Here is a 15,717-nt window from a genome sequence, read left to right on the forward strand (position 1 = left end):
ATGCGGCGGCTGATCCTGGGGTCGATCGAGGGACGGATGATCGTCCTGTCGGCGCTCGCGACGCTCGTCGCCTTGCTGGTCGCGGGCTGGGTGATCGGGGGAATCCTCGAAAAATTCGTGGTGCAGGGGCTCGACCGGCGGCTCGACGGCGAGGTCGCGCTTCTCGCCAGCACGGTCGGGCCCGACGGACGGGTCGACCTGCCCGCGCTCCGGCAGAAGCTTGGCGCGCTCGACGAGGCACCGGGCTGGCAGTGGCAGATCGCCGGGCCGCACGGGTCGGTCGGGTCGAGCGACTTTCCCCGGCTCGACCGCCTTCCCCGTCCGCGTCCGCCGCACGGGGACGATCGCCGCGCCGCGCCGCCGCCCCCGCCACCGCCGCCGATCGAATCGTCGCCGATCAGCGCGCTCGACGGTCACGCCTACGACCGGTCGGAGGTTCATGCGCGCCAGCTGGTCATTCCCGCCCGCGACGGCCCGGTGACGATCACCGCCGTCGCGCCGCGTTCGCTGATCGACCGGCCGCTCGCCGCCGCGGTCGCGCCGCTGCTCGCGGTGCTCGCCGCGCTCGCGGTCCTGCTGGTGACGGCGACGATCGTCCAGCTGAGGCTCGGCCTCCGCCCGCTCCGCCGCTTGCGGGCCGACGTCGCCGCGATCCGGCGCGGCGCGCGCGAATCGATCGCGCCCGACCAGCCGACCGAGCTGGCCCCGCTCGCGAGCGAGCTCGACGCGCTGGCCGCCGACAATCGCTCGGCGCTCGCCGCGGCGCGCCTGTCGTCGGCCAACCTCGCGCATGCGCTCAAGACCCCGGTCGCAAAGCTGGCGATCGACGTCCGCGATCGCCCCGACCTCGCCGCGCAGGTCGAGCGGATCGACCGGAGCATCCGCCATCACCTCGCACGCGCCCGGTCGGAGATCGCGAATCGCCGCTCGGCGAGCGAGCTCGCGCCGCTGGTCGACGACCTGGTCGCGACCATCGGGCGGATCCACCACGACCGCGGGCTCGGCATCGCGGCAGCGGTCGACGACGGGCTCAGCGTCGCGGTCGATCCCGACGACGTCACCGAACTGGTCGGCAACATCCTCGACAATGCCGCCCGGCACGCGCGTCGGCGGGTCGAGGTCACCGCGTCGCCCGCCCCCGACGATCCGCGAACCGCCACGATCCGGATCGACGACGACGGGCCCGGCATCGCGTCGGCCGACGTCGAACGGGCGATTCGGGGCGGCACCCGGCTCGACGAGCGCGGCGACGGCTACGGCTTCGGCCTGTCTATCGCGAGCGAGCTGGTCGCGCTCTACGGCGGGTCGCTGGCGCTGGCGACAAGCCCTCTGGGAGGCCTCGGGGTGACCATTCGCCTGCCGCGAGTCGTTTCTCGCAGTTGACACCCCGCCGCTCCCCGGCCATTGGGCGCGCCTGCCTGCACCTGGAGAGGTGGCCGAGTGGTTAAAGGCAGCAGACTGTAAATCTGCCCGGGTTTCCCGTACGCTGGTTCGAATCCAGCCCTCTCCACCACGCTGCGGCAAATGCGCAACGCCTAATGGCGAACGGGGATTTACTGTCATTCGTCGTTTGCGCCGATCCAGTTCGGATGCAATTTCCTTCCGGATTCGTTGCGGAGTGGCGACTTTGCGACGATTGTTATATCTGTCGGGTCTAATGGCTAGTGAACCGTGCCGACCCTTCGATGAAGGAGCTGACGATGGCGACGGCTGCGTCCCGCTACGGAGTTTGCGATTTCGTGCCTGACCGGAGCGAGCCACGCCTGGACCGGTTGAGCGCGGGGCAGATCGACTGCCTGGCGCTGGTCTATCAGCACATGAACAGCAAGGAGATCGCGGCCCGGCTCGAGATCTCGCCGCACACCGTCGACCAGCGGATCCGCCTCGCGCTCCAGACCCTCGGGGTCGAGCGGCGGAGCGAGGCGGCGCGCCTCGCCGCCGCCGCCGGGCTGTTCGAAGCCCCATATCAGCGATTGATACATCAAGCGCCGCACATCGACGATCCGGCGGCAGTCCCCCAACCCAGTGAGGCGGTCAGTCATCAGATTCGGCACGCTGACCGTGCAGGGGGGACCAGTTCCGCCGGTGTCATAACCGAGCAGGCAACGTCGGGTCGCTGGTCCTCCTTGCCTCTGCCGTTCGCAACGAGGAGCAAGCCTGCGAATGAACTGGGCGTCGGCGCCCGCCTGCTCTGGGTCCTCCTGATCGCGCTTGGCGCGATGTTCTGCGCCGGAATGTATCTCGCCGGCCTGGAGAGCCTTTCAAGACTGATGGCCAAGTAAGCCGACCCTCGCGTTCATCGCTGGCCTTGTCCGACCGGCGCGCCTTCACGTGGCGCCCGGCACTGGAAAGGTACGTGTTATGCGCAAGCAGCTGATCGAAAATGCCGCCTACGATATCGCCACCCAGGTGCGGACCGTCGAGGACGCGATCGACGCCACCTTGAGCGACCTTGCCGAACTCCAGTCGCGGATGATCGCCGCGCGCGGCGTGATGGGCGTCGGCCCCGCGACCGGCCACGAAGCGCTGGCCCAGCTGTCGGTCACCGTATCGGCTCTGATTCAAGCGCGCGGCTCGATGGTCGAATGCCACCGCGAACTCGCCAGCGCGCAAAGGTTCGTCCCCGGGCTTCGCACCGTGTCGTTCGGCGACGGCAGCGATTGCCCCCCCGCCAGCGGCGCGATGCCGACCCCGCTTCGCGTGGTCGCCTGACACGAAGGGTTGACCGGACCATGGGCGACATGGTCCGGTCCACTGGCCGATCATGACCAAATATTTCTTCTGGACGCTGGTGGCATTGGCCTGCCTCAGCGCGCTCGCCAAGGGCGGACGCGACGAGCGCGTCGCCGCCTTCATCTGCCTGGGCGCGAGCCTCGTGTCGGTGTTCCTCCAAGCCCCGCTTCGCGAGCGGTTCAGCGATGTCGAGATGGGGCTTGCCGGGATCGACGTGATCACGCTCGCCGCCTTCGTCTGGCTCGCGCTACAGTCGCCGCGCTTCTGGCCGCTGTGGATTGCCGGGCTGCAATTGTCGACGATCATCGCCCACTTCTTCAAGGCGATGGACTTCGGCCTGATGCCCCGCGTCTACGCCGTGGCCGAGCGGTTCTGGAGCTACCCGATCGTGGTAATCGTCCTCGTGGCCGCGCTCAGCAGCCCGTGGCGCTATGCCGAGATCGAGCGCTATCGCGACCGCTTCGCCGCCCCCTAGTCGTCCCCTTCCGCCGCCTTTATCAGGAACGGCGATGGCCAGCCTCCCGCCGATCACCGCAACCCTCATCGACGCGATCGAGGAACCGACCCTTATCATCGACCGCCAGCGGGTGGTCGCGGTCAATCGCGCGGCGCGCTCGCTTGTCGGGGTCGATGCGATCGGGCGCGACGTCCGTCTCGCGATCCGCCATCCCGAGGCGCTCGACCTCATCCTCGGCCCCTCGCCCGAGGGAAGCCGCGAGATCGTCGGCATCGGTGGGGTCGAGCGGCCGTGGGCGCTGACCGTCAACGATCTCGGCGAGGGTCGCCGGCTGATCCGGCTGATCGATCGCGGCGAGGCGCGCGCCGCCGAACGCCAGCGGGTCGATTTCGTCGCCAACGCCAGCCACGAGCTCCGCACCCCGCTCGCCACCATCGTCGGCTATGGCGAGACGCTCGCCGACGAAGACCCGCTCGACGACGAGCTTCGCCGCCGCTTCGGGCATACCATCCTCGGCGAGGCGCGGCGGATGCTCCGGCTGATCGAGGAGCTGATGGGTCTCAGCCGGATCGAGGCGGGCCGCTTCCAGCACCCGACCGACCCGGTCGACCTTGCCGCGGTGATCGAGACGGCGGTCAGCGACACCGGCGAACTCGCCCGGCAGCGCGGCGCGCGAGTCCTGGTCGAAGCCGAACCGCTGGTCGTCGCTGGGGACCGGAGCCAACTCGTCCAGCTGGTGAATAACCTTGTCAGCAATGCGCTGCGCTATGCCTGTCCCAAGCCGGGCGGCGAAGTGCGGCTGCACTTGGCGCACGCCGGCGGGATGGCGCGACTCGACGTCGCCGACGACGGCGAAGGCATCGCCGCCGATCATTTGCCGCGGCTGACCGAACGATTCTACCGCGTCGACGCCGCGCGCAGCCGCGACAGCGGCGGGACCGGGCTCGGCCTCGCCATCGTCAAGCATATCGTCGAGCGGCACCGCGGCACGCTCGACATCGCCAGTCGGCCCGGCAGGGGGACGATTGTGACAGTGCGATTACCGCTGCTGGCCGGCGCCTGAACGTCTCGCCTCTACGTCGCCGGCCAAACTGTCATATTGCTGCAATAATATTGTCGCAGGGGCGCCGCATGACAAAGCTGATCCTCGCGGCCGGCGCCGCCCTCCTCGCGCTTCCGTCGACCGCTTCGGCCGGCGACGACTTCCAGCAATGGCTGACTTCGAACACCAGCGTGAAGCTCGATAGCCACTGGCGGTTGTCGAACGAGCTGGTGCTTCGCTTCAGCGACCAGCGGCACGGGCTCTACGAGGTCGAGAACAGCACGCTGGTCGGCTACCAGCTCAACAAGAAGATCGGCTTCTGGGCCGGTTACGTCCACGATCCCAACTACGCCGGCGGCGACTTCACGGTGATGGAACATCGCGCGCGCGAGCAGGTCACCTTCGACAATGTCGCCTCGCTCGGATCGGCAAGCCTGAGCTTTCGGGCCCGCACCGAGCAGCGCTGGCGCGACGGGGTGGGCGGCACCGGCTGGCGGTTTCGCCCCTATGCCAAGCTCGCGCTCCCGCTCGGCGGCAAAACCGCGCCGAGCCTCGTCTTCACGACCGAGCCGTTCATCAATCTCAACCGGACCAGCTTCCAGACGATCAACGGCTTCGACCGGGTTCGCAACGCGGTCGCGCTGTCGGTCCCGCTCAGCAAGACGATCAAGGCCGACATCGGCTACCTCAACCAGTATCGGGTGGTAAAGAACGGTCCCGACCAGATGGACCATGCGCTGACCGGCACGATCGGCCTGTCCTTCTGATTCGCCGCGGCAGTCGCCGCGACTGTCATCATAGTGTCACGACCACGTAAAATATTCGACGCCGAGCGCTCATAAGGCGCGAACAGAATTGGGAGACATGCCTTGAAGAAGATGATTTTCGGCCTCGCGATCGCGCTGGCCGCGACCGGCCTCGCCAGCTGCGGCGGCAAGGGCGACAACAAGCAGGCCGCCGCCGGCAGCATCACCGGCGCCGGTTCGACCTTCGTCTACCCGGTCCTGTCGGCTTGGTCGGCTGACTATGCCAAGGCCGGCAACCCGCAGATCAACTACCAGTCGATCGGCTCGGGCGGCGGGATCACCCAGATCAAGGCCGGCACCGTCGACTTCGGCGCGTCGGACCAGCCGCTCGATCCCAAGGAGCTCGCCGCTTCGGGTCTGGCCCAGTTCCCGGTCGTGATCGGCGGGATCGTCCCCGTGATCAACGTCGCCGGGATCGAGCCGGGCAAGCTCCACCTGTCGGGCCAGCTGCTCGCCGACATCTTCCAGGGCAAGATCAAGAAGTGGAACGACCCGGCGATCGCCGCGCTCAACGCCGGCGTCGCGCTGCCCAACGCCGATATCGCCGTCGTCCACCGTTCGGACGGGTCGGGCACCAGCTTCAACTTCACCCACTACCTCAGCCAGGTCAGCCCGGCGTGGAAGGCGGGGCCGGGCGAGGGCAAGTCGGTCGACTGGCCGGTCGGCGTCGGTGGCAAGGGTAACGAGGGCGTCGCGGGCTATGTCCGCCAGATCCCGAACTCGATCGGCTATGTCGAATATGCCTATGTCGTCCAGAACAAGATGAACTACGCCGGGCTGCAGAATTCGGCGGGCAACTTCCCGGCGCCGAGCGCGGCGAGCTTCCAGGAAGCCGCCGCCAGTGCCGACTGGGCGCATGCGCAGGACTTTTTCCTGGTCATGACCAACGCGCCGGGCGCCAACGCCTACCCGATCACCGCGACCACCTTCGTGCTGATGCCGAAGGCGCCGAAGGACAAGGCGCGTTCGGACGCGGCGCTCGCCTTCTTCAAGTGGGCGCTGGCCAAGGGCCAGGCGCAGGCCGGCAAGCTCGACTATGTCCCGCTGCCCGACGCGCTGGTGAAGCAGGTCGACGATTACATCGGCAAGTCGATCAAGTGAGCGACAGGGGCTTGTCCAAGCCCGCTTCCGGCGCCGGCGCGGACCGGGTCTTCGGACTCGTCACCGCCGGCGCCGCCTGGCTCGTGCTGATCGTTCTCGGCGCGGCGATGGCGGCGATGGCGTGGGGCGGAAGGCTGGCGTTCCAGACCTTCGGCCCTGGCTTCGTCACCGGCCGCGACTGGGACGTCGTCGGCGCGAAGTTCGGCGCGCTGGTCCCGATCTACGGGACGCTGGTCACCTCGATCATCGCGCTGGTCATCGCGGTCCCGGTCAGCATCGGCATCGCGCTGTTCCTGACCGATATCGCGCCGCGCTGGACGCGCGGGCCGATCGGCATGGCGATCGAGCTGCTCGCCGCCATCCCCAGCATCATCTACGGCATGTGGGGGCTGTTCATCTTCGCCCCGTTCATGGCCGCCAACGTCGAGCCGTGGCTGACCGCGCACCTCGGCCCGCTGCCGCTGGTGGGTCCGCTCTTCCAGGGGCCGCCGATCGGGATCGGCATGCTGACCGCCGGAATCGTGCTCGGCATCATGGTCATCCCGTTCATCGCCTCGGTCGCGCGCGACGTGTTCAACGCGGTGCCTCCCGCGCTTCGCGAATCGGCGGTCGCGCTCGGCTCGACCCGATGGGAAATCCTCAGCCGCGTGACCCTCCCGTACACCCGCTCGGCGATCATCGGCGCGATCTTCCTCGGCCTCGGGCGCGCGCTCGGCGAGACGATGGCGGTGACCTTCGTGCTCGGCAACGCCCACGACCTGTCGGGCTCGCTCTTGATGCCGTCCAACTCGATCGCCGCGGCGATCGCCAACGAATTCACCGAGGCCGATACCGAGCTCTACCGCTCGTCGCTGATCGCGCTCGCCTTCCTGCTGTTCATGGTCACGCTGATCGTCCTGAGCCTCGCCAAGCTGCTGCTGGCGCGGGTCAACAAGACCCACGGGCGGGCCGGCTGATGGGCCCGATCGAACGCCGACGCCGCGCGGTCGACGCCATCGCGCTGACCTTCGCCGGTGCCGCCACCCTGTTCGGCCTGACCTGGCTGACATGGATCCTGTGGACCACGATCAAGCAGGGCGTGGGCGCGATCAACGCCGCGATGTTCACCCAGATGACCCCGCCACCGGGCGCGTCGGGCGGGCTGCTCAACGCCTTTTACGGAAGCGGGGTGATGATCCTCCTCGCGCTGGCGATCGGCACCCCGGTTGGGGTCGCGGCGGGTACCTACCTTGCCGAGCATGGCCGCTACTCGCGGCTCGCCAAGCTGGTCAGCTTCGTCAACGATATCCTGCTTTCCGCGCCGTCGATCGTGATCGGTCTGTTCGTCTACGAACTGCTGGTCCGGCCGATGGGCCATTTCTCGGGCTGGGCGGGGTCGGTCGCGCTGGCGATGATCCTGCTGCCGATCGTCGTTCGCACCAGCGACGAGGCGCTTCGCCTCGTCCCCGACCAAATGCGCGAGGCCGCCTTCGCGCTCGGCGTCCCGCGCTGGAAGGTGACCAGCCAGATCCTCTATGTCGCCGCCAAGAGCTCGATTCTCACCGGCGTGCTTCTCGGCCTCGCGCGGATCGCGGGCGAGACCGCGCCGCTGCTGTTCACCGCGCTCAACAACCAGTTCTGGAGCAGCGACATGGGCGGTCCGCTGGCCAACGTGCCGGTGGTCATTTTCCAATATGCGATGAGCCCTTATGACGAATGGCACGCACTGGCCTGGGCCGGGGCGCTGATCCTGACGACCTTCGTGCTCGGCCTGAACCTTCTGGTCCGGCTGTTCGCACGGCAAAGGAAACGCAAATGAACGAATATGTGGCGAGCCCGGCGACGACCGCGGCCAGCGCCGATCCCGAGCTGTCGATCCGCGACCTCAACTTCTTCTACGGCAAGTCGCCGGCGCTGAAGAACGTCAACATGGATCTTGCCAAGAACACCGTGACCGCGGTGATCGGCCCGTCGGGGTGCGGCAAGTCGACGCTGCTGCGCACCGTCAACCGCATCTACGAGCTTTACCCCGAGCAGCGCGCCGAAGGCGAAATTCTCATCGACGGCGAGAACGTCCTCGCGCGCAATTACCCGCTGTCCGATCTTCGCCGCAAGGTCGGCATGGTGTTCCAGAAGCCGACCCCGTTTGCCTCGTCGATCCGCAACAACGTCGGCTTCGCGCTCAGCTATTTCGAGAAATTGTCGAAGTCCGAACGCGACGACCGGATCGAGGACGCCCTGAAGCGCGCCGCGCTGTGGGACGAGGTCAAGGACAAGCTCGGCGTCAGCGCGCTGTCGCTGTCGGGCGGTCAGCAGCAGCGGCTGTGCATCGCGCGGACCATCGCCGTGCGGCCCGAGATCCTGCTGCTCGACGAGGCGACCAGCGCGCTCGACCCGATCTCGACCGCCAAGGTCGAGGAGCTGATCCACGAGCTCAAGGCCGACTACACCATCCTCATCGTCACCCATAACATGCAGCAGGCGGCGCGCGTTTCCGACCGGACCGGCTTCTTCCACCTCGGCGAGCTGGTCGAATTCGGCCGCACCACCGACATCTTCACCAACCCCGCGGAAGAACGCACCCGCGATTACATCACCGGCCGTTACGGCTGATCGGAGTAGGAACGATGGCCACCACCAGCGGGCACACGCTCAAGGCATTCGACGAGGACCTCGACCGGCTGCGCGCGCTCATCAGCCAGATGGGCGGGCTCGCCGAGCACGCGATCCGCGAATCGATGCGATGCCTGATCCAGCGCGACCTCGAGGGCGCCGAAAAGATCGTCGAGAACGACAAGAAGCTCGACGCGCTCGAGATCGAGACCGAGCGCCGCGCGGTCCAGTTGATCGCGCTGCGCGCGCCGATGGCGGGCGACCTTCGCGACGTCGTCGCGGCGATGAAGATCTCGAGCGTGGTCGAACGCATCGGCGACTATGCCAAGAATATCTCGAAGCGCGTTCCGCTGCTCGACAATGTCGGCAATATCGAGCCGATCTCGCTGCTTCCGGAAATGGCGCGGATCGCCACCGGCATGGTCCATGACGTGCTCAACGCCTTCGTCCAGCGCGACGCCGAGGCGGCGGTGCGGGTGGTCGAGCGCGACGCCGCGGTCGACGATTTCTACAACTCGATCTTCCGCACGTTGCTGACCTTCATGATGGAGGATCCGCACAACATCGGCCCGTCGACCCACCTCCTGTTCATCGCCAAGAACATCGAACGGGTCGGCGACCACGCCACCAACATCGCCGAGATGGTCTATTATGCCGCGACCGGTCAGCACCTTGCCGACCGCCCGCGCGGATCGAGTTCGATCGGAGCCTGACCCCATGTCGATCAAGCGCCTCCTCCTGGTCGAGGACGACCGCCCGCTGGCCGAACTGGTCGGCTTCCACTTCGACCGCGCCGGCTGGGCGGTGACGCGCACCGGCGACGGCGAGGAAGCGCTGATCCTGTCCGAGGAGATCAAGCCCGACCTCGTCGTGCTCGACTGGATGATCGAGGGGATCAGCGGGATCGAGGTGTGCCGCCGGCTGCGCCGCAAGGAAAACAGCGCCAACGTGCCGATCATCATGCTTACCGCGCGCGGCGAGGAGGAAGACCGGATCCGCGGGCTCGAAACCGGCGCCGATGACTATATGACCAAGCCCTTCTCGCCCAAGGAGCTGCTCGCGCGCGCCAGCGCGGTGCTGCGCCGGGTGCGACCGGCGATCGCCGCCGGGGCGCTCAGCTATGCCGGGATCGAGATGGATCTCGCTGCGCACCGCGTCCGCCGCGACAATGCCCCGCTCCAGCTCGGTCCGACCGAATATCGGCTGCTGCGCCATTTCCTCGAAAACCCGGGCCGGGTCTTCTCGCGCCAGCAGCTGCTCGAGGCGGTGTGGCAACACAGCGAGGAAATCGAACTTCGCACGGTCGACGTCCATGTCCGCCGCCTGCGCCTCGCGCTCGGCGAGCCCGACATCATCCGCACCGTGCGCTCGGCCGGCTATTCGCTCGACGCCGCGCACTAGCGTCCAAGCCCGCCTCGCGTTAGGCGGAAAAAGATGGCGCGCAAGAACAAGCACAAGGGCGGGGCCAACCCCAACCGTCCCCGTTTCTGGGGGAAGCACGCGGTCGCCGCCGCGCTCGACAATCCCGACCGCCGCGTGCTGAAGGCGTGGGCGACGCGCGAGGCGGCGGGGTTCATGCAGTTCCCGTCGGAAATGCCGGTGGTGATGGCCGAGGCCGCCGACCTCGGCCGGCTCGTCCCCCACGACGCCCCGCACCAAGGCGTGGTGATCGAGGTCGAGCCGCTCGAGGACCAGTGGCTCGGCGACGTGCTCAGCGACGCGCCCGAGCGGGCGACGCTGCTCGTCCTCGACCAGGTCACCGACCCGCATAACGTCGGCGCAATCCTGCGCTCGGTGGCGGCGTTCGGCGCGATCGGCATCGTCACCCAGGACCGCCATTCGCCGCCCGAAGGCGGGGCCCTCGCCAAGGCCGCCTCGGGCGCGCTCGAACGCGTGCCGTGGGTGAGGGTCGTCAACCTTGCCCGCGCGCTCGAGGAAATGGCCGAGGCCGGCTTCTGGCGGATCGGGCTGGCGGGCGAGGCGAAGGACGAGTTGAAAGACGCGCTCGGCCCGGCGCGGATCGCGCTGGTGCTCGGCGCCGAGGGGCCGGGGATGCGATCGAACATCCGCGACCATTGCGACGCGCTCGCCCGGCTGCCGATCAGCGATTCGATCGAGAGCCTCAACGTTTCCAACGCCGCCGCGGTCGCGCTCTACGCCGCCAGCGTCGCCTGATGGTCCGCACCGCCGCAAGCCTCCATTCCAGTCTCGACGAGCTTGCCCGGCGCGAACCCGCCTTCGCGGCGGCGCTGGCGGCGCACGGCCATCCCGAGCCGCGGCTGAGCGAGCCCGGGGTGATGACGCTGCTCCGGACCATCGTCGGCCAACAGGTCAGCGTCGCCGCCGCGCGCTCGATGTGGGCCAAGCTCACCGCCCGCTTCGGCGACCCCGCCGACCTTGCCGCGATCGTCGCCGCCAGCGACGACGAGCTTCGCGAGGCCGGGCTGTCGCGGCAGAAGGCGGGCTATGCGCGGAGCCTCGCCGCGCTGGTCCTCTCGGGCGAGCTCGACCTCGCCAACCTGCCCGATGACGACGAGGAAGCGATCGCGCTCTTGACGCGGATCAAGGGCATCGGCCGCTGGTCGGCGGAAATCTACCTGCTGTTCGCCGAAGGGCGTGCCGACGCCTTTCCTGCCGGCGACCTAGCGGTCCAGGTCCAGATCGGCCGGATGCTCGGCCATGCCGAACGCCCGAGCGAGAAGCAGGTGCGTGACTGGGCCGAGCGCTGGCGCCCGCATCGCGGCGCGGCCGCGGTGTTCGCCTGGCACGCCTATATGGCGGGCGACAGCGCGCTCTAGCCTTTAGTCGGCGACCACCGGCAGCCACACCGCGCTCGGCGTCGCCCCGCCGTGCTTCACGCTGATCGTCGCCTTGCGATAATCGCCCGGCCTCGCGTTGAAGATGTTGGGCACGAAGCTCTGCGGGTTGCGGTCGTAGAGCGGAAACAGGCTCGACTGGATCTGTACCGCGATGCGGTGGCCGGGCAGGAAGACATGGTTGACGTTTGGCAGGCTGAACTGGAAGCGGTTGACCGCGCCGGACTTCAGCGGCGAGGGGTTCGACAGGCTCTTCACGTAGCGCCCGCGGAAGATCTCGATCCCGATCGGCAGCTCGTAGCCCGCCATCGACGGCTTCGACCCCTGCCCCGCGCCTTCGGGAATGTCGTTGGGATAAACGTCGATCAGCTTGACCACCACGTCGGTGTCGCTGCCGCTGGTCGACAGGAAGATGTCGGCCTTGGGCGCGCCCATGATGTGCACCGCCTTGTCGAGCGGCGCACCGGTCCAGGTGAGGACGTCGGGGCGACCGTCGACGAAGCGCTGGTCCTTCACCAGCCATGTCTTCCACTGGCTGCCGTCGGCCATGTCGATCGGGCGCGGCAGGAACGGCACCGGGTTCGCCGGGTCGGAGACATAGTCGTCGCTTCCCGCCCCGCCGGGCGTGAACGAGGCGCTCCGCCCCGCGTCCAGATAATAGGGCGTCGGCGTCCCCGCCGGCCAGCGCGGCGCGGATTGCCACTGGTCGATCCCGGTGGCGTAGGTCAGCGCGGCGGGAATGTGCGGGTCGGGCGCGCCCTTCACATAATGGTCGAGCCACGGCTTCATATATTTGACCCGCCACTCGCGCGCGGTGTCGCCGGCGAAGGTCAGCGCGCCGAGCTCGTAGCCATAGTGATTGGCCCCGGAATGCCGCCACGGCCCGATCACGAGGTGGAGCAGGTCGGTGCCTTCGTAACGGTCCTTGAGCGCGCGATAGACCGCGGGCGCGCCATAGCTGTCTTCCTGGTCCCACTGCCCGACCTCGAGCATCGTCGGCACGGTCAGCGCGCGGGCGGCGAACCATTTGTCGACCGCCTGCTCCTGCCAGAAGGCGGTGTAGGCCGGGTTCTCCATCACCTTGCGCACGAACGGCACCTGGTCGATCTTCCACTTCCGCGCGAAATCGCCCGCCGAGCCGGCCTCGAGGTAGGCGGTGTAGTCGTCGCCCTGCCCACGCGCGATTCCCGCGCCCGCGTCGGCCTTGCCGGTGCTCATCTCGAGGAAATAGTCGAACGAGGGGACGCGGAACGCGCCGTTGTGGAAGTCGTCGTCGCCCATCCACGTATCGACCATCGGGCTCTCGGGGACCGCCGCCTTGAGCGCGGGATGCGGATTGATCTCGGTCATCAGCGTGGTGAAGCCGAGGTAGGACGAGCCGATTGTCGCCACCTTGCCGTTCGATTCGGGGATGTTCTTCACCAGCCAGTCGATACTGTCGTAGGCATCGGTGCTCTCGTCGATGCCGCTGTTGTTGAGCGGCCCGACGATCGGCCGGGTCATGATGAAGGTGCCTTCGGACCGGTGCAGCCCGCGAATGTCCTGGTAGACGATGATGTAGCCGTCATCGACGAACTCCTTGTTCATCGCGGGCAGGATGTCGTCGGCGCGCTGGCTCTTGTTCGCGAACGCCGACCCGTGGGCGTCGTAGGGGGTGCGCGAGAACAGGATCGGCCCGTTCCGGGTGCTCTTCTTCATCACGATCACCGTGTAGAGCTTGGTCCCGTCGCGCATCGGGATCATCACTTCGCGCCGGACGAAGTCGGCCCACGGCATCACCGGGTCGTAGCTGGCGACGACGTCGGGAGTCATCGGGGTGACCGGCTGGGCGGCGGCGCTGCCCGCGAGCAGCATGGCGGTCAGCGGCGCGGTCAGCGCAAACTTCAGCGGCGCGGCGGTGTTCGGCATCGGTCGGTCTCCCTGTTCGGGCGGCAGACTTCGGCGGCGGCGCGCGGCTTGTCCAGCGACTATTCTACGAACTGAGACTCTACGAACTGAGACCGGCGCTGTGCGGGCGGGCCGACACCTCGGTCCAGCCCCTCGCCCCCTGGTCGAGCGGGAAGGCGCCCATCTTGCCGCCGTCCTGACCGCCGCGCCCGACGAGGTAGCTCGCCGAATCCTTTTGCTCGCCCGAAGGACCGCGATAGAGCGCATTGAAGCCGACCAGCGGGACGAACAGCTGCCGTCCCTCGTAACCCACCGGGCGAACGTCGTCCCCGGTCAGCGCGACACGGCTGCGAAGCAACAGCTTTTCGGTCGGCGGGAGAAAGCTGATCCGCTCGCCCATCCCGCGCGGGTTGAGGAAGAAGGCGGCGATTTCCTCGTCCTGCCGCGGGCCGGCGTTGAACATCTTGCCCTCGACCAGCACGTCGCGCGCGGGGGCGTGGCCGGTGTTGGTGATCGTCAGGTCGAACAGCAGGGTCGCGCGACCCTCGGCATCGTAATCGACCCGGATCGGCTGGAACTCGAACGCGATCTTCGGCTGCAGCGTCCGGGCGACGATCCCGCCGAGCAGCGACGACGAGGGCGCGGGGGCCGGCGTTCCGGCGGGGGGCACCGGGTCGTGGCGCGGCGCGGGCGCGGCGGAAGGCTGCATCGCGCGCGGCATCGGCGAAGGATGGGGCGATGGCGCAGACTGGGGCTGGGGCGAAGGCCGCGGACCCGGCGACGGCTCGGGCACTCGCGGCTGGGCGAGGTCGCCGAGCCGGACGCCGGCCATCGCCACTTGCGGAGTGCGGCGGCGAAGCCCCCAAAAGACGATCCCGATCCCGACCGCGGCGACAAGCGCGAGCAGCCACGGCCAGATCCCGAGGCTGCCGCTCGCGGTCGGGCCGAACGAACCGGTCGGCTCGATCGGGGTCGGCGCCGAGGCCGCCGCGGTCACCGGCAGGTCGGTGCCCAGCGGCGAGCTGTTCGGGCTCGACGGCGCCGCGGCGGGCGCCGCCGGCGCGTTGACGGTCGCTTCGGGACGCGGCGCGGGCTCGGTCCGCCGGGCCGCGACCTGGGGCGACGAGCGGGCGGGAAGGTCGGACCCGATCCGGGTCGAAAAGACCGATCGCGGTGAGGGCGTCGCCACGTCGCCGAGCGACGGGGTCGCCTGGGTCGAGGCGGGGGGCGGGGTGGTGGCGGGCGGCGGGGTCACGGTAAGCCCCGCGCCGCCGCCCTTGCCGAGGCTGAAATTCTTGAGCTCGGCCGGACCGATGGTGCCCGCCGACTGGCTCTGCGACCCGCTCGACTGGGCGAGCGAGGGGGTCGGCGCGAGCAGCAGGGTGGCGGCGACGAACGCCACGATTGACCAAAGGTGCCGCGAGCCGAAGCCCATGACCGCTCCCAAATTCCCCCGTTGAACCGGATGCGCGAGTCCGTTCGCCCCCGGACCCTCGCCCGGCCCTATTGCCCCGAGCCGCGCCGCCCCGCAAGTCCGCGGCGGATCAGCGCGCGTCGACCAGCACGATTTCCGCGTCGGACTCGGCCTCGATCTCGATGCGGTCCTCGCCGGTCACGGCGATTCCGTCGCGCGGGTTGGCGGCGACCCCGTTGACCCGCACCGGTGCCGACGAGACGAGATAGAGGTGGCGCGCGGGATCGGCCTGATACGCCAGCCGCCCGCCGCCCTTCAGCGTCGCGCCCCAAATGGTCGCGTCGGCATGGATCGACAGCGCGCCGTCATCCGGGTTGCCGCTGGCAAGCAGCTGGAAGCTGCCTTCGCGCGCTTCCTTTGGAAAGGGCATCTGGCCCCAACCGGGGGCGACCCCGCGGCGGTCGGTCTCGATCCAGATCTGGAACAGCGTGGTCGCCTCGTCCTCGAGGTTATATTCGGCGTGGGTGACGCCCGAGCCCGCGCTCATCACCTGGACGTCGCCCGCCGCGGTGCGGCCCTTGTTGCCCATCGAGTCCTGGTGGGTGATCGCGCCGGTGCGGACGTAGGTGACGATCTCCATGTCGCGGTGCGGGTGCGGCGGGAAGCCGCTCTTCGCCGCGATGGTGTCGTCGTTCCACACCCGGATCGCGCCCCAGCCCATCCGGGCCGGGTCGTAATAGTTGGCGAAGCTGAAGTGGTGGCGGGCGTCGAGCCAGCCATGGTCGGCGTGGCCGAGCGAAGCGAAGGGGCGAATGTCGATCATGCCGCCGAAGATCGCGCGGCGCGCCGACGGCTTCAAGTGTCAGCCG

The 15,717-nt window shown here is 68.6% G+C and carries 17 protein-coding genes and 1 tRNA gene; 15 read left to right on the plus strand and 3 right to left on the minus strand.

Annotation, left to right across the window (positions count from 1 at the left end; genetic code table 11):
• The 15 genes from ABDK56_RS05720 (at position 1) to ABDK56_RS05790 (ending at position 11,529) form a co-directional block, all read left to right on the plus strand.
• On the plus strand, positions 1 to 1,383 hold the full coding sequence (locus ABDK56_RS05720; protein ID WP_349807182.1) for an ATP-binding protein: 1,383 nt from the start codon (positions 1 to 3) through the stop codon (positions 1,381 to 1,383).
• A gap of 43 nt (positions 1,384 to 1,426) precedes the next feature.
• Positions 1,427 to 1,513, plus strand: a tRNA-Tyr gene (locus ABDK56_RS05725).
• A gap of 187 nt (positions 1,514 to 1,700) precedes the next feature.
• Positions 1,701 to 2,282: a LuxR C-terminal-related transcriptional regulator gene (locus tag ABDK56_RS05730; protein ID WP_349807184.1), complete on the plus strand. Its 582-nt coding sequence runs from the start codon at positions 1,701 to 1,703 to the stop codon at positions 2,280 to 2,282.
• 79 nt (positions 2,283 to 2,361) lie between these two features.
• Positions 2,362 to 2,712 (plus strand): hypothetical protein, encoded by a 351-nt coding sequence (locus ABDK56_RS05735; RefSeq protein WP_349807185.1) that lies wholly within the window; start codon positions 2,362 to 2,364, stop codon positions 2,710 to 2,712.
• A gap of 52 nt (positions 2,713 to 2,764) precedes the next feature.
• Complete coding sequence (locus tag ABDK56_RS05740; protein WP_349807187.1) at positions 2,765 to 3,208, plus strand: hypothetical protein; 444 nt, start codon at positions 2,765 to 2,767, stop codon at positions 3,206 to 3,208.
• A gap of 34 nt (positions 3,209 to 3,242) precedes the next feature.
• Entirely contained in the window at positions 3,243 to 4,253 is a 1,011-nt protein-coding gene (locus tag ABDK56_RS05745) for an ATP-binding protein (RefSeq protein WP_349807189.1), read from the plus strand.
• 68 nt (positions 4,254 to 4,321) lie between these two features.
• Positions 4,322 to 4,999, plus strand: a complete 678-nt coding sequence (locus ABDK56_RS05750; protein ID WP_349807191.1) for a DUF2490 domain-containing protein — start codon at positions 4,322 to 4,324, stop codon at positions 4,997 to 4,999.
• A 111-nt stretch (positions 5,000 to 5,110) separates the two neighbouring features.
• Complete coding sequence (pstS, locus tag ABDK56_RS05755) at positions 5,111 to 6,139, plus strand: phosphate ABC transporter substrate-binding protein PstS (RefSeq protein WP_349807281.1); 1,029 nt, start codon at positions 5,111 to 5,113, stop codon at positions 6,137 to 6,139.
• Positions 6,136 to 7,095, plus strand: coding sequence for a phosphate ABC transporter permease subunit PstC (pstC, locus tag ABDK56_RS05760; protein WP_349807192.1), 960 nt, complete (start codon positions 6,136 to 6,138; stop codon positions 7,093 to 7,095). The genes pstS and pstC overlap by 4 nt, the downstream gene beginning before the upstream one ends.
• Positions 7,095 to 7,937 (plus strand): phosphate ABC transporter permease PstA, encoded by an 843-nt coding sequence (pstA, locus tag ABDK56_RS05765; protein WP_349807193.1) that lies wholly within the window; start codon positions 7,095 to 7,097, stop codon positions 7,935 to 7,937. Before pstC ends, pstA begins: the two co-directional genes overlap by 1 nt.
• Positions 7,934 to 8,731, plus strand: coding sequence for a phosphate ABC transporter ATP-binding protein PstB (pstB, locus tag ABDK56_RS05770; RefSeq protein ID WP_349807194.1), 798 nt, complete (start codon positions 7,934 to 7,936; stop codon positions 8,729 to 8,731). The genes pstA and pstB overlap by 4 nt, the downstream gene beginning before the upstream one ends.
• Before the next feature lie 14 nt (positions 8,732 to 8,745).
• Positions 8,746 to 9,444: a phosphate signaling complex protein PhoU gene (gene phoU, locus ABDK56_RS05775; protein ID WP_349807195.1), complete on the plus strand. Its 699-nt coding sequence runs from the start codon at positions 8,746 to 8,748 to the stop codon at positions 9,442 to 9,444.
• 4 nt (positions 9,445 to 9,448) lie between these two features.
• Positions 9,449 to 10,132 (plus strand): phosphate regulon transcriptional regulator PhoB, encoded by a 684-nt coding sequence (phoB, locus tag ABDK56_RS05780; RefSeq protein WP_349807196.1) that lies wholly within the window; start codon positions 9,449 to 9,451, stop codon positions 10,130 to 10,132.
• A gap of 33 nt (positions 10,133 to 10,165) precedes the next feature.
• Entirely contained in the window at positions 10,166 to 10,906 is a 741-nt protein-coding gene (gene rlmB, locus ABDK56_RS05785; RefSeq protein WP_349807197.1) for a 23S rRNA (guanosine(2251)-2'-O)-methyltransferase RlmB, read from the plus strand.
• Positions 10,906 to 11,529, plus strand: a complete 624-nt coding sequence (locus ABDK56_RS05790; RefSeq protein WP_349807198.1) for a DNA-3-methyladenine glycosylase family protein — start codon at positions 10,906 to 10,908, stop codon at positions 11,527 to 11,529. The genes rlmB and ABDK56_RS05790 overlap by 1 nt, the downstream gene beginning before the upstream one ends.
• A gap of 3 nt (positions 11,530 to 11,532) precedes the next feature.
• On the opposite strand, the gene ABDK56_RS05795 is transcribed toward ABDK56_RS05790, so the two are convergent.
• From ABDK56_RS05795 to ABDK56_RS05805, 3 genes are all read right to left on the minus strand, one after another.
• Complete coding sequence (locus ABDK56_RS05795; protein ID WP_502959269.1) at positions 11,533 to 13,455, minus strand: CocE/NonD family hydrolase; 1,923 nt, start codon at positions 13,453 to 13,455, stop codon at positions 11,533 to 11,535.
• 79 nt (positions 13,456 to 13,534) lie between these two features.
• Positions 13,535 to 14,836, minus strand: a complete 1,302-nt coding sequence (locus ABDK56_RS05800) for a hypothetical protein (protein ID WP_349807199.1) — start codon at positions 14,834 to 14,836, stop codon at positions 13,535 to 13,537.
• A gap of 142 nt (positions 14,837 to 14,978) precedes the next feature.
• Complete coding sequence (locus ABDK56_RS05805) at positions 14,979 to 15,671, minus strand: pirin family protein (protein ID WP_349807283.1); 693 nt, start codon at positions 15,669 to 15,671, stop codon at positions 14,979 to 14,981.
• Positions 15,672 to 15,717: the final 46 nt, after the last annotated feature.

This window comes from Sphingomonas sp. ASV193, from assembly GCF_040203355.1.
In the GTDB taxonomy this organism is placed as follows: domain Bacteria; phylum Pseudomonadota; class Alphaproteobacteria; order Sphingomonadales; family Sphingomonadaceae; genus Sphingomicrobium.

Coding starts and splice junctions, on each gene's coding strand:
- ABDK56_RS05720 (WP_349807182.1), top strand. CDS start 1: ATGCGGCGGCTGATCCTGGGGTCGATCGAGGGACGGATGATCGTCCTG.
- ABDK56_RS05730 (WP_349807184.1), top strand. CDS start 1,701: ATGGCGACGGCTGCGTCCCGCTACGGAGTTTGCGATTTCGTGCCTGAC.
- ABDK56_RS05735 (WP_349807185.1), top strand. CDS start 2,362: ATGCGCAAGCAGCTGATCGAAAATGCCGCCTACGATATCGCCACCCAG.
- ABDK56_RS05740 (WP_349807187.1), top strand. CDS start 2,765: ATGACCAAATATTTCTTCTGGACGCTGGTGGCATTGGCCTGCCTCAGC.
- ABDK56_RS05745 (WP_349807189.1), top strand. CDS start 3,243: ATGGCCAGCCTCCCGCCGATCACCGCAACCCTCATCGACGCGATCGAG.
- ABDK56_RS05750 (WP_349807191.1), top strand. CDS start 4,322: ATGACAAAGCTGATCCTCGCGGCCGGCGCCGCCCTCCTCGCGCTTCCG.
- pstS (WP_349807281.1), top strand. CDS start 5,111: ATGATTTTCGGCCTCGCGATCGCGCTGGCCGCGACCGGCCTCGCCAGC.
- pstA (WP_349807193.1), top strand. CDS start 7,095: ATGGGCCCGATCGAACGCCGACGCCGCGCGGTCGACGCCATCGCGCTG.
- pstB (WP_349807194.1), top strand. CDS start 7,934: ATGAACGAATATGTGGCGAGCCCGGCGACGACCGCGGCCAGCGCCGAT.
- phoU (WP_349807195.1), top strand. CDS start 8,746: ATGGCCACCACCAGCGGGCACACGCTCAAGGCATTCGACGAGGACCTC.
- phoB (WP_349807196.1), top strand. CDS start 9,449: ATGTCGATCAAGCGCCTCCTCCTGGTCGAGGACGACCGCCCGCTGGCC.
- rlmB (WP_349807197.1), top strand. CDS start 10,166: ATGGCGCGCAAGAACAAGCACAAGGGCGGGGCCAACCCCAACCGTCCC.
- ABDK56_RS05790 (WP_349807198.1), top strand. CDS start 10,906: ATGGTCCGCACCGCCGCAAGCCTCCATTCCAGTCTCGACGAGCTTGCC.
- ABDK56_RS05795 (WP_502959269.1), bottom strand. CDS start 13,455: ATGCCGAACACCGCCGCGCCGCTGAAGTTTGCGCTGACCGCGCCGCTG.
- ABDK56_RS05805 (WP_349807283.1), bottom strand. CDS start 15,671: ATGATCGACATTCGCCCCTTCGCTTCGCTCGGCCACGCCGACCATGGC.